The 11753-nt window shown below is 66.3% G+C and carries 13 protein-coding genes; 5 read left to right on the top strand and 8 right to left on the bottom strand.

All coding sequences use genetic code 11. From position 1 onward, the window contains the following. Positions 1-33: 33 nt before the first annotated feature. The 4 genes from WFK36_RS00590 to echA20 are packed head-to-tail and all read right to left on the bottom strand — an operon-like array spanning position 34 to position 3549. The gene (locus tag WFK36_RS00590; protein WP_008377366.1) at positions 34-1116 is read right to left on the bottom strand and encodes an NAD(P)H-dependent flavin oxidoreductase; all 1083 of its coding nucleotides are present in this window, start codon (positions 1114-1116) and stop codon (positions 34-36) included. After that, on the bottom strand, positions 1113-1898 hold the full coding sequence (locus WFK36_RS00595) for a CoA-transferase subunit beta (protein WP_336788813.1): 786 nt from the start codon (positions 1896-1898) through the stop codon (positions 1113-1115). The genes WFK36_RS00590 and WFK36_RS00595 overlap by 4 nt, the downstream gene beginning before the upstream one ends. Then, entirely contained in the window at positions 1895-2785 is an 891-nt protein-coding gene (locus tag WFK36_RS00600; protein ID WP_008377370.1) for a CoA transferase subunit A, read from the bottom strand. The genes WFK36_RS00595 and WFK36_RS00600 overlap by 4 nt, the downstream gene beginning before the upstream one ends. A 2-nt stretch (positions 2786-2787) precedes the next feature. After that, positions 2788-3549 (bottom strand): (7aS)-7a-methyl-1,5-dioxo-2,3,5,6,7,7a-hexahydro-1H-indene-carboxyl-CoA hydrolase, encoded by a 762-nt coding sequence (gene echA20, locus WFK36_RS00605; RefSeq protein ID WP_336788815.1) that lies wholly within the window; start codon positions 3547-3549, stop codon positions 2788-2790. Positions 3550-3609: 60 nt separating this feature from the next. Here echA20 and WFK36_RS00610 point away from each other — a divergent pair, with 60 nt between their 5' ends. Together WFK36_RS00610 and WFK36_RS00615 are read left to right on the top strand one after the other, a co-directional pair. Further along, positions 3610-4392 carry an SDR family oxidoreductase gene (locus tag WFK36_RS00610; RefSeq protein ID WP_336788817.1) on the top strand — a complete coding sequence of 261 codons (783 nt, stop codon included), beginning with the start codon at positions 3610-3612 and terminating at the stop codon, positions 4390-4392. A 20-nt stretch (positions 4393-4412) separates the two neighbouring features. Then, positions 4413-5306, top strand: a complete 894-nt coding sequence (locus tag WFK36_RS00615) for an SDR family oxidoreductase (protein ID WP_336788819.1) — start codon at positions 4413-4415, stop codon at positions 5304-5306. A gap of 241 nt (positions 5307-5547) precedes the next feature. Here the strand turns inward: WFK36_RS00615 and WFK36_RS00620 are convergent, their stop codons facing one another. Beyond that, positions 5548-6210: a GNAT family N-acetyltransferase gene (locus tag WFK36_RS00620; protein WP_336788821.1), complete on the bottom strand. Its 663-nt coding sequence runs from the start codon at positions 6208-6210 to the stop codon at positions 5548-5550. Between the two features lie 149 nt (positions 6211-6359). Between WFK36_RS00620 and fadD8 the strand changes: the two genes are divergently transcribed. After that, on the top strand, positions 6360-7985 hold the full coding sequence (gene fadD8 / locus WFK36_RS00625; protein ID WP_336788823.1) for a fatty-acid--CoA ligase FadD8: 1626 nt from the start codon (positions 6360-6362) through the stop codon (positions 7983-7985). A gap of 79 nt (positions 7986-8064) precedes the next feature. Here fadD8 and WFK36_RS00630 read toward each other — a convergent pair whose 3' ends face one another. Next, a complete protein-coding gene (locus WFK36_RS00630) occupies positions 8065-8478 on the bottom strand; it encodes a hypothetical protein (protein WP_008377380.1) in 414 nt (137 codons plus the stop codon). 120 nt (positions 8479-8598) lie between these two features. On the opposite strand from WFK36_RS00630, the gene WFK36_RS00635 reads away from it, so the two are divergent. Continuing rightward, the gene (locus tag WFK36_RS00635) at positions 8599-9525 is read left to right on the top strand and encodes a hypothetical protein (RefSeq protein WP_336788825.1); all 927 of its coding nucleotides are present in this window, start codon (positions 8599-8601) and stop codon (positions 9523-9525) included. Then, the gene (locus WFK36_RS00640; protein WP_008377384.1) at positions 9522-9941 is read left to right on the top strand and encodes a MepB family protein; all 420 of its coding nucleotides are present in this window, start codon (positions 9522-9524) and stop codon (positions 9939-9941) included. The genes WFK36_RS00635 and WFK36_RS00640 overlap by 4 nt, the downstream gene beginning before the upstream one ends. Positions 9942-9956: 15 nt before the next feature. On the opposite strand, the gene WFK36_RS00645 is transcribed toward WFK36_RS00640, so the two are convergent. Both WFK36_RS00645 and WFK36_RS00650 read right to left on the bottom strand, forming a co-directional pair. Beyond that, positions 9957-10436, bottom strand: coding sequence for a nitroreductase family deazaflavin-dependent oxidoreductase (locus tag WFK36_RS00645; protein WP_336788827.1), 480 nt, complete (start codon positions 10434-10436; stop codon positions 9957-9959). Positions 10437-10440: 4 nt separating this feature from the next. After that, positions 10441-11604 carry a steroid 3-ketoacyl-CoA thiolase gene (locus WFK36_RS00650; RefSeq protein WP_336788829.1) on the bottom strand — a complete coding sequence of 388 codons (1164 nt, stop codon included), beginning with the start codon at positions 11602-11604 and terminating at the stop codon, positions 10441-10443. Positions 11605-11753: the final 149 nt, after the last annotated feature.

The following is an 11753-nucleotide window of genomic DNA, read 5'->3' on the forward strand; positions in this document are numbered from 1 at the left end:
GCAGTGGAGGCGCATCGCGGGCGAAATCAGGAACTAACGCAACGACGCCAGAGCATCCAGACGGGCATGAGCCTGAGTCATGATCGACTGAATCAGATCGTCACACGACGGGAGATCGGAGATCATCCCCACCACCTGACCCGACGCGAGAACGCCGGCTTCGGTGTTGCCGTCGACGAGGCCCGCCTTGAGGAGCATCGGGGTGTTGCCCGCCATGATGATCTGCTGCCACGAGCGTTCGCCCGATTTCTTCATCGACGCGCCGTCACGGAGCATGGTGGTCCACCGCATGCCGGTCATCTGCTTGAACTCGTTGGCGTTGCGGGCGGCGGCGATCAGGGCCTTGGCGCGCGATCCGTTCTCGAGTGCGTTGACCAGTTCGGTCCGCAGGACGCGGTGCGGCATGCCGTCGACCTTCAGCGACACGACGGTGTCGTTGAGGCTGCGCTGCAGGTACTCCTGCTTGACGCTGTCGGGCACCGCAGAGTCGGACGTGAGGAGGAAACGGGTTCCCATCGCGACACCCTCGGCGCCGTACGACAGGGCCGCGACGAGACCGCGCCCGTCGAAGAAGCCGCCTGCGGCGACCACCGGGATCGACGTCTCACCGGCACCGCCGAGAGCGTCGACCACAGACGGAAGCAGGAGCGTGGTCGCGACGGGACCGGTGTGTCCGCCGCCTTCGCCGCCCTGCACGATGACCGCATCCGCACCCCAGGAGGCGACTTTGACCGCGTGCTTCGCGGCGCCGATCGACGGGATCACGGCGAGGCCGTGATCCTTCAGCTTCGCGATGAGCTCCTTCTTCGGAGCGAGCGCGAACGATGCGACCTTCACGCCTTCCCGGATCATCAGGTCGACACGCTCGTTCGCGTCGGACGCGTCCGCGCGGAGGTTGACGCCGAACGGCTTGTCAGTGAGCGTCTTCGTCTTCTTGATCGCGAACTCGAGCTCGTCGTACGTCATCGTCGCCGATGCGAGGATGCCGAGACCGCCGGCGTTGGCGGTGGCCGCCGTCAGCGAAGGCCCCGAGACCCATCCCATGCCGGTCTGCACGATCGGGTACTTGACGCCGACCAGTTCAGTGAAACGGGTGCTCAAACCCTCGGCCGTCACGACTTCACCTCGCGGTTGCGGACGCCCTTGGGATCGAGGACCTCACGGATGATCCGGAGCTGCTCGTCGCTAGGGGTGGCCGTGACCGGCGCGTTGTCGAGTCCGGCGATCGGGAAGCCGGTGTTCTCGGCGACTTCGTCGGCGGTCACGCCGGGATGCAGCGAGAGAGCACGCATCGTGTGGCCAGGGCCGTTGAAGTCGAACACGCCGAGGTTGGTGACGACACGATGGATGTTGAGCGAGTCGAACGCGGGGTTGCGCTCATCGACCTTGTCGAAGCCGACACCTGACACAATGTCGACGTCGCCCGAGAACACACGCGACGAGTGACGCGCCACCCAGTAGCTGGTCGGGTGGTTGATCGTGTTGCCGGGGGCTCCGCGGACACCGAACATCTGACGGGTCGGCTGCTGCAGCGGGCCGAACGCAGACAGGTTCTGGTTGCCGAACCGGTCGATCTGGTTGGCGCCCATAACAACGTGGCGGCGGCCCGACGCGACGACGTCGAACACCTTCCGGAACGGCATCCAGCCCTCGATCGGGCCGACCTTCCCGATGGCGGGGGTGTCCGCGAGGATCAGCGATTCACCGTCGGTGATCAGCAGATCCTGCTCGGTGGTGAGACGCGCGAGGCGTGCGCCGAGCAGCGGAGTCGGCGCCATGGGCGACGCCATGATCTCGCCTGCGCCGGTGAAGATGTCTGCGCACGACACGACGCAGTACTCGGCGCGGGTGATCTCGGTATCGGTGCTGGCTGCGTTGGTGCTGTCAGGGGTGCTCACTTGGCTTCCTCCTGCTCGGACTGCCACTTGGTGACTTCGTTCTGGTAGGTCGCTTCGTCGACGTCGAGGAAGCGCGTCTTGAAGGCGGCCCAGGTGTCGTCCGAGCCGGCTGACTCGACGTAGAAACGCTGGAACGCCTCGTCGCGGCCGTAGCCGCCGGCGAATGTGAAGTGTGCGCCGTTCGGTGTCTCGACCACGCGGTCGACGTTCATGCGGCTGACGATGAGGCGCTGCACGGGGAGTTCGGCGACGAGCTCTTCGGTGCTCACGAGCCGGTCGGTCTCGACGTAGCGACGGTCGGCGGCGGCGAGGTACAGGTCGTCGAAGTAGGGATCGACTCCGGTGTAGCCGGCGTTGCCGTGGACGTCGGCTACGTCGAGGTGGACGAACGCCGCGTCGAGCTTGAGCGCGGGCATAGCGATCAGGGTCTGCGTCCGGCCGTCGGCGTCTGCGTACGGCGACTCGATCGTCTTGAGCTCACCTTCCCAGAACTTCAGCACGTCTGAGCCCAGGCCTGCGCGGATGGGCAAGAACGGGAGGCGAGCAGCGGCCGCTTCGAGGCCGCACTTGACCATGCCCTCATCCATCTCACGGGCTTCGAGGACACCGCTGGTGCGGGCCTTCGCGAACCACGGATCGTAGAACGGCGCCGAGTCCAGCGACACGAAACCGTAGTAGGCGCGGCGGACCTTGCCTGCCGCGCACAGCAGGCCGAGGTCGGCGCCGCCGTAGGTCACCACGGTGAGGTCCTTGACGTCACTGCGGGCGATCGCACGAACGAGGGCCATCGGCTTGCGCCGCGAACCCCAGCCGCCGATGCCGATGGTCATGCCGTCGCGCAGTTCGGCGACGACGTCGTCGAGCGTGCTCGTCTTGTCGGTTGCCACGGTCACTTCTCCTTCAGGGTCTTGCCGGTTTCCACGTAGGCATCGCGATGCTCGTCTGCGACGCCTGCGAGGTTGAGTTCGTACGTGTAGCGCTGTTCGAGCAGGTAGCTCGTCTTCACGTCGACGGGGTCGATGTTGTTGATCGCCGCCTTCGCGGCGCGGATCACGCGGGTGTCCTTGGCGTCGATCATGCGGGCCACCTCGAGGGCGGTCTCCAACAGATCTTCGCGGGGGACCGCCTTGTACACCGATCCGAAGTGGACGAGCTGCTGGGCCGTCACGTTCTGCGCGGTGTAGTACAGGGTGCGCATCATGTGCTGGGGGACCAGCCGGGCCAGGTGAGTGGCGGCGCCGAGGGCGCCGCGGTCGACCTCGGGGAGTCCGAAGATCGCGTCGTCGGAGGCGACGATCACGTCGGCGTTGCCGACCAGTCCGATGCCGCCGCCGACGCAGAAGCCGTTGACGGCGACGATCACCGGGACGGCGCAGTCGTACACGGCGGAGAACGCGGCTGCGCATCCCTTGTTGGCGTTGACGAGGGCGTCGAAGCCGGTGGTCGCCTGCATCTCCTTGATGTCGACGCCAGCGTTGAAGCCGCGGCCTTCGGCACGCAGGATCACGACGGTGGTCTCGGGATCGGCGCCTGCGGCGAGGATCTCGTCGGCCAGTTGGAACCATGCTGCGCTGGGCAGCGCGTTGACCGGCGGGAAGTCGACCGTGACGGTGACGATGCCCGATTCGGCGCGGGCCGTGGTGATCGGCACACCTGCTCCTTACATTCTGCTCACCCAAGCAAATGCTTGGTTGTTTGGTAGGGTAGCACCATGTCCACAGCAGCGCACACATCCGTCGACCTCGGGCTGACCGGACGAATCGTCCTGGTCACCGGCGGCGTCCGCGGCGTCGGAGCCGGAATCGCCGACGTCCTCGAAGGGCTCGGAGCCACCCCCGTCGTCTGCGCACGCAGGCCGGTCGAAGGCTCCGATCGTGAGTTCCACTCCTGCGACGTCCGCGACTCCGACGCGGTCGCCGCGATGATCGACGCCATCGTCGCCACGCACGGCCGGATCGACGGCGTCGTCAACAACGCCGGCGGTTCGCCGTTTGCCATGGCCGCGGACGCGTCCGACCGCTTCACGCAGAAGATCCTCGAGCTCAACCTGCTCGCGCCGATCATCGTGTCGCGTGCCGCGCACGCGGTGATGGCCGGACAGGAAGGCGGCGGTGCGATCGTCAACGTGTCGAGCGTCAGCGGCCACCGCCCGTCCCCCGGCACGTCGGCCTACGGCGCGGCGAAGGCCGGCCTCGACAACATCACCGAGTCGCTCGCCGTCGAATGGGCGCCCGCGGTCCGCCTCAACTCGGTGATCTGCGGACCCGTCGAAACCGAGCTCTCGCACATGCACTACGGCGACGCCGACGGGGTCGCGGCCGTCGGCAAGACCATTCCGATGGGCCGTCTCGCGCAGCCGACCGACGTCGGCAACGCCGTCGCGTTCCTGCTCTCGCCTCTCGCGTCGTACATCTCCGGTTCCACACTCACCGTCCACGGAGGCGGCGAGAAGCCGGCCTTCCTCTCCGCGGGCAACACCGACAACCAAGTCTGAGAAAGAAAGCGAACACCCACATGAGCAAGACAAACATCGGTCGCGTCATCATCGTCACGGGCGCAGGCCAGGGAATCGGCCGCGCGCACGCACTCGCGTTCGCAGCTGACGGCGCCAAGGTCGTCGTGAACGACTACGCCGCCGACTCTGCCGCATCGGTCGTCGACGAGATCGTCGCCGCAGGCGGCGAAGCAGTTGTCGCCGCCGGGGACGTCGCCGACTGGGAGACCGGCGCCGCCATCGTCAAGACCGCTGTCGACACCTTCGGCGGACTCGATGCGCTCGTCAACAACGCGGGGTTCCTGCGCGACCGCATGCTCGTCTCACTGAGCGAGGACGAGTGGGACGCGGTGGTCCGCGTGCATCTGAAGGGACACTTCGTGATGCTGCGTCACGCCGCCGAGTACTGGCGCGCTCAGGCCAAGGCGGGCCAGAAGCCGCAGGCCCGCATCATCAACACCTCGTCGGGCGCAGGCATCTTCGGCTCGGTCGGCCAGGGCAACTACGCCGCGGCGAAGGCCGCTATCGCAGAGCTGACGATCCAGGCCGCAGCGGAGCTCGGCGGGTACGGGATCACGGTCAACGGCATCGCACCGGCGGCGCGCACGCAGATGACGCTGGGCGCAGGTGAAGCGATGGCCGAGCAGATGGCGGCGCCCGCCGACGGATCGTTCGACGCGATGGACCCGGCGAACATCTCGCCGCTCGTCGTCTGGTTGGCGTCCGCAGAGTCGGGCGACATCTCGGGCCGACTGTTCGAGGTCGAGGGTGGGACCGTCACCGTCCTCGACGGCTGGCAGCGCGCCGCGAGCAAGGACAAGGGCGCTCGCTGGGAGCCGTCGGAGCTCGGTGACGTCGTCCGCGGACTCATTGCTGAGTCTCCTCAGCAGGTGAAGGCTTACGGCGCTCGCTGACCTCTTCGGTCTCTTGGGCGTTTGTCGTTTGTCGTTGGTCGGCGGTCGTGGAGATTCCCCCTCCCTCGACAGTCCTCGCGGGCTCGGCTATCGCCTCGCGCGCTGCGGAGGGCTCGTCGGGAGAATCTCCACGACCGCCTGGTCCGGCGTGAGTGGCGAGCTTGATCAAGTGCGGAAATGAATGAAGGCCGGACCCCGAGGGGTCCGGCCTTCATCGTCTCCGCGACGTGCGGACGGGAGATCAGGCGGTGGCGCCGGGAGCGCGGATGGTGAGCGGAACGCCGGGGAAGTAGCCGGCGAGTTCGCTGCGTGAGCGGCGGAGTGCCGAGACGCCGTAGCCCTTCTTTCGACTGTCGGGCCGGATCCAGATGCGGACGTCGACAAGGCCGTCGGTCAGTTCGCCGAACACGATGCCGACCTTCTCGCCTTCGTCCACGGCGACGAGCCAGACCGCGTCCTCGGCGTCGACGCGGTCGGATGCGGCGGAGATCTCTGCGCCCAGTTCGCCGGCGGGAGCACCCGAACCGTCGCCGGCCACACCCTGCTCGGCAGTCCGCTCGGCGAAGATGTCGGCGTCGTCTTCGGCGGAGAACGGGCGAAGATCGAGAGTGTCGCCGCTGCTCGCCGGGCGCTCGGCGAGCGTGAACGTGATCTCCGAGTTCAGATCGTCGAGTGCCGCCTGGTTCTTGCGTCGCGAGTCCTTGGTGAGCTGGTCGAGCGACATGTGCAGGACGGCGTCGACGCCGTGACGTGACGTGTCGAGTAAGGTCGCGATCGCGTCGGCCGCGGACTCGCGATCGTCGGCGTCGAAGATCGCGTCCAAGACTTCGTGCCTGCGCTCGAATGCCTTGAGCAGGGCGTCGGTGATGTCGCGTCGGGTCGTGGCCTGGTCTACATCAGTCATGTCACCGATAGTTACACGCTTCTTCGGTTACCTGCACGTCTACCCACGAGTAGTTTTCCGGCCCCTGACCTGCTCGCAACATGCCGGTTCCGTGGCGGGTTCTCGGTCTCGCCTTCCGCAAAGTTAGAACACGTTCTAGTGTGGATCTCATGAGTGGAGAACAGTCAGTCCTGGCAGCCGATCAGCTGCTGCATACACCCGTGCATCTGGGCGACCTGATGGTCGCCGCACTCAAACGGCACGCCAACAGTCCTGTCCTGCAACTCGGCGACGTTGAGCTCACCGGCCGTCAGATGGCCGATGCGATCAGTCAGTACGTCCAGGCGTGTGAGGCGCTCGGATCCGGTACCGGTACCGCCGTCGGCTTGCTCGCGCTCAATCGTCCAGAGGTCCTGTTCGTCATCGGCGCCGGTCAGACGCAGGGTTGGCGGCGCACCGCACTGCACCCGCTCGGTTCGCTCGACGACCACGCGTACGTTCTTTCGGACGCGGGTGTCTCGACGCTGATCATCGACCCGGTTCCGATGTTCGTCGACCGCGCCGTCGCACTTCTGGAGAAGGTCGACAGCCTCACCCAGATCCTCACGCTCGGACCCGTGCCGGACGCTCTTGTCGGATCGGCTGTCGACGTCATAGCCGCAGCGGCCGAATACCCGGTCCAGCCGCTGACTGCGAAGGTCCTCGACCCCGAGCACGTCGTCTCCATCACCTACACCGGCGGAACCACCGGCAAGCCGAAGGGCGTCGTCGGAACGGCCCGCGCGATGTCGACGATGACGCAGATCCAACTGGCCGAGTGGGAGTGGCCGGAGCGTCCGCGGTTCCTGATGTGCACGCCCCTGTCGCACGCGGGTGCGGCTTTCTTCGTGCCGACGTTGATCAAGGGCGGCACGATGATCGTGCTCGCCAAGTTCGACCCGGCCGAGGTCCTTGCCACCATCGAGCGTGAACGGATCACGGCGACGATGCTCGTTCCGTCGATGCTGTACGCGCTGATGGATCACCCCGACGCCCAGACTCGCGACCTGTCGTCGCTGGAGACCGTCTACTACGGTGCTTCTCCGATCAATCCGGTCCGTCTCGCGGAGGCGATCGAGCGTTTCGGCCCGATCTTCGCCCAGTACTACGGCCAGTCCGAGAGTCCGATGGTCATCAGCTATCTGCGCAAGGACGAGCACGACAAGGCCCGACTCGGCAGCTGCGGCCGGCCCTCGGCGTTCCTGCGGACCAAGCTCGCCGGACCGGACGGCGAGCCGGTCGCGCAGGGCGAACCGGGCGAGATCTGTGTGTCCGGGCCGCTGCTCGCGGGCGGTTACCTCGGCCTTCCGGAGCAGACCGCCGAGACGTTCCGTGACGGCTGGCTGCACACCGGCGACGTAGCTCGCGAGGACGAAGATGGCTTCTGGTTCATCGTCGACCGCACCAAGGACATGATCGTGACCGGCGGATTCAACGTCTTCCCCCGCGAGGTGGAGGACGTGATCGCCGAGCATCCGTCGGTTGCGCAGGTCGGTGTGATCGGAGTTCCCGACGAGAAGTGGGGAGAGGCCGTCACCGCCGTCGTGGTGCTTAGGCCGGACGCCGACTCGTCCGACGCCGCGAAGGCCGCGGTCACCGCTGCTGTTCAGTCGGCGGTCAAGGACCGCAAGGGTGCTGTGCAGTCGCCCAAGCAGGTCGTCTTCGCCGACGCCCTCCCGCTGACCGCGCTCGGCAAGCCCGACAAGAAGGCCCTCCGCGCTCAGTTCTGGGAAGGCCAGGGCCGCTCCGTCGGCTGACGATCCAAACATCGGTCTATCCATTGAGGTCCGCTGGCACTGTGCCGGCGGACCTCAATGGATAGACCGACCTTCGGGACTACCGCGGAAACATCCTGTCGAAGTCGGCCATCGTCTTCGGACCCGGAGGAAATGCGGGGACATGCCACCAGACGATGTCGCCGGGTTCGGCGGGATGGGTCTTGCCCGGTTCCATGACGTCGATCAGGATGAGCCATTGTGCGAACTCTTGTGGGCTGCCGGGGTAACCGTAGTCGTAGTCGCCGAGGGTGATGTCGGTGTGCATACCTCGAATTCGGCCGCCGTCGTCGTGACTCAGGTATGTGAACAGGACATACAGGTCGGTATTGATGATCTCGGCTCGGTGAATCTGCAGGTCGCTGCGCTGGGTGTTGCGGAGTATCTCCACGACGGCGGCACCTACCTCGCACCACTGTTCGTAGCTGAGTTCGGTCGCTTTGCGGTACCGCCCGTCGGTGAGCGTCGGATCCACGTCTGCCTCCTGTAGTCGTCACTTGATCCTGGCATGTCGGACGACGCGCTCTACGCCCGTGCAGGGGCGTGCCGACCGCAGTACAGTCCCTTTCGGGTCGACGGCGACGAAGGGGGCGGCATGCGGAAGACGATTGCGGCATCGGTACTGGTAGCGAGTCTGGCCGCGGCGACGGTTGGGGCGCCGACTGCATCAGCGTCGCCGGCATGCACCACGTCGTCTGTCCGCACTCTGATCCCGGCGCCTGTTCCAGTGCTCAGCTGGGTGGAGAACCTCGGCTACGACAAGGCCGGAAGCCTTTGGGTCTCGAGGGTGCAGCAGAACGTCGTCGAACGGTACGACGCCCGGGGCCGAAAGACGGGGACGGTTCGTGTCGACTCGCCCGGAGCGGTCCGGCTCGGCCCGAACGGCCGGATGTACGTGACGTCGGGAGACACCACGATCAACATGATTCCGGGTCTGCCGCTTCGTGGCCGCATCATCTCGTTCGATCCGACAGCGGCGAAGCCGACGGCACGCACTGTCGCGCGCGGCCTGGGAATGCCGAACGGCATGGCGATCACTCGCGACGGAACCATGTATGTCGCCGATTCGAACCTCGGCGTGGTCAAGGTCCGCAAGGACGGCTCGATCGACCGCACCTGGACTGCCCGCGCGCCCAAGAACCTCGCGCCGAATGCAACGGTGAACGGCACAGGCATGAACGGCATCGTGATCAGCGGCAGAGTCGCGTACGTGACGATGACGCAGAGTCTCACTGGTCGTGTCCTGCGGATTCCACTAGAAGATCCGAGTAAGACGAGCGTCGCGGCCGACCTGACCTCGCCGTGGCCGGGAGTTGTCGACGACATCGCTCTCGTGGGCGACAGCACGATCGCCGCGGCCACCACCACCGGCCAATTGATCGTCGTCGATCTGCCGACAGGCAAGCGTTGCGCTGTGAACGCGGGCCGTCCGATCACCTCGGTGGCACTGACACCCGACAAGCGTTCGCTGGTCCTCGGTTCCGAAGACGGCACTGTAGCGGAGCTGACAGGTCGACGGTGAGCGACTGGTACTTCGGAGACGATGCGGAACTGACTCCGGACACCAGCAACATCGACTACGCGGGGCGGATTGCGCGAGTCGGTCGCGAGGTGTGGCGAGTCCGGACTGCGCGGATCACTCCGACGAAGCCGGGAGCATTCGTCGCGGTCTGGAGGCGTGCAGCAGACGGTGGCACGGAACCGTTTCCTTCAGACGAACCGATCACTGGGCTTCTCGTGTTCGTCGAGGACGGAGATCACGAGGGTGTATTCGCATTCACTTTGAACGATCTTGAACGTCTGAAGATCACGGCATCACCCACGTCTCCGGGAAAGCGCGGCTTTCGGGTGTACCCGGAGTGGGTCGACGGACTCAATCCGCAGGCGACGCGGACTCAGCGTGCGCAGGCGGCGGCATTCATCGCTCGACACGACTGATGCCCACCCGCGCCGTCAAGCAGGCGAGCAGATGACCACCGGGATCACGCGGTCTGTCCACGCCGCGTAGGTGTCGAAGTCTGCGTACAACTCCACCAGGCGCGGCCAGAGTTCGGCGCGTTCGACGTCATCGGCGATGCGCGCGATGTACGCCTTCGAGTCGGGGCCGATCTGGATCTGAACCGACGGGTCGGCGCGAACGTTGTAGAACCACGCCGGGTTCTTCGGCAGTCCACCCTGCGAGGCGACGACCACGATGTCGTCGCCGTCGGTGAGGTAGAGCAGCGGAACCGTGCGGGCCTCGCCCGACTTGCGGCCCGTGCTCGTGAGCAGGCAGACCGGCGTCGGCTTCTTGAGTGCCGCGCCGACCCGCCACGTCCCGCCGAGACGCCCGCCGGTCAGCTTGTACAGCCGCGTGTTGAGGCGCGACCCGATCTTGATGATTCGTCCGACGATCGGTGAATCAAGCTGCGCCGGACGGGCGTTGGCATCCATGACGTCAGATGCGCTCGATGATGGTGGCGGTCGAGAGCGCGCCGCCTGCGCACATGGTGATCAGCGCGTGCTGCTTGTCGGACCGCTCGAGCTCGTGCAGCGCGGTGGTGATCAGGCGCGAGCCGGTGCTGCCGACAGGGTGGCCGAGGGCGATGGCGCCGCCGTTGACGTTCACCTTCGACATGTCGGCGTTGTGGACCTGAGCCCAGCTGAGGACAACGGATGCGAAGGCCTCGTTGATCTCGACGACGTCGATGTCGTTCATGCTCATGCCGGTCTTGGCGAGCACTCGCTCGGTCGACTGCACGGGGCCGTCGAGGTGGTAGTACGGCTCGGCTCCGACGAGGGCCTGGCTCTTGATGCGGGCGCGGGGACGCAGGCCGAGGGCCTTCGCCTTCTCCTCGTCCATGATCAGGACAGCGGCGGCGCCGTCGGAGATCTGCGACGACGTGCCTGCGGTGTGGATGCCGCCTTCGAGGACGGGCTTGAGGTTGCCGAGCGACTCGAGGGTCGTCTCGCGCAGACCCTGGTCGCGGTTCACGTCCAGGATCGCGCCGGTGAGCTGGCCGTCCTTGGTGCGTTCGGGCGCCTTGACGGACAGGACTTCGCGGTCGAAGCGACCTTCGTCCCACGCTCGCTTGGCGTTGGCCTGCGAGGCGACGCCGAGGGCGTCGACGTCGGCCCGGGTGATGCCGCGGCGCTTGGCGATGCGCTCGGCGGCGTCGAACTGGTTGGGCATGTCGATGTCCCACGACTCCGGGCGGCGGGGGCCGGCGTCGGTGCCGACGTTTGCGCCGAGCGGAACGTGCGACATCGCCTCGATGCCGCAGGCGATGCCCACATCGATGGCGCCTGACGCGATCAGACCCGCGACCATGTGGTTGGCCTGCTGGGCCGAACCGCACTGGCAGTCGATGGTGGTCGCGCCGGTCTGCCAGGGGAGTCCCGCGTGCAGCCACGCGGTGCGGGTGACGTTGTTGCCCTGCTCGCCGACCTGCATAACGCAGCCGCCGACGACCTGCTCGACGAGTGCCGGGTCGATGCCTGCGCGATCGATGACGCCGCGCTGTGCCGCGCCGAGGATCTCGGCGGCGTGCAGGCCGGACAGCCAACCGTTGCGCTTGCCGATCGGCGTGCGTGCGGCTTCGACGATGACGGGTACACCCATGACAGGACCTCTTCTCTGAATGACTATCTGCGTCAAAACTAGAACAAGTTCTTGTTCGCGTCTATCCAGTGTGGCAGAGTGTGACCTACAGCAAATTGTAACGGGTTCTCGTTGACAGGGGCGAGACCCGCGACCGTTGGAATGAGGTG

This window comes from Gordonia malaquae (genome assembly GCF_037148075.1).
GTDB lineage: Bacteria > Actinomycetota > Actinomycetes > Mycobacteriales > Mycobacteriaceae > Gordonia > Gordonia malaquae.

Excerpts from the sequence above, each read along its gene's own strand:
- WFK36_RS00610 (WP_336788817.1), top strand. The coding sequence starts at position 3,610 with ATGTCCACAGCAGCGCACACATCCGTCGACCTCGGGCTGACCGGACGA.
- WFK36_RS00615 (WP_336788819.1), top strand. The coding sequence starts at position 4,413 with ATGAGCAAGACAAACATCGGTCGCGTCATCATCGTCACGGGCGCAGGC.
- WFK36_RS00620 (WP_336788821.1), bottom strand. The coding sequence starts at position 6,210 with ATGACTGATGTAGACCAGGCCACGACCCGACGCGACATCACCGACGCC.
- fadD8 (WP_336788823.1), top strand. The coding sequence starts at position 6,360 with ATGAGTGGAGAACAGTCAGTCCTGGCAGCCGATCAGCTGCTGCATACA.
- WFK36_RS00635 (WP_336788825.1), top strand. The coding sequence starts at position 8,599 with ATGCGGAAGACGATTGCGGCATCGGTACTGGTAGCGAGTCTGGCCGCG.
- WFK36_RS00645 (WP_336788827.1), bottom strand. The coding sequence starts at position 10,436 with ATGGATGCCAACGCCCGTCCGGCGCAGCTTGATTCACCGATCGTCGGA.
- WFK36_RS00650 (WP_336788829.1), bottom strand. The coding sequence starts at position 11,604 with ATGGGTGTACCCGTCATCGTCGAAGCCGCACGCACGCCGATCGGCAAG.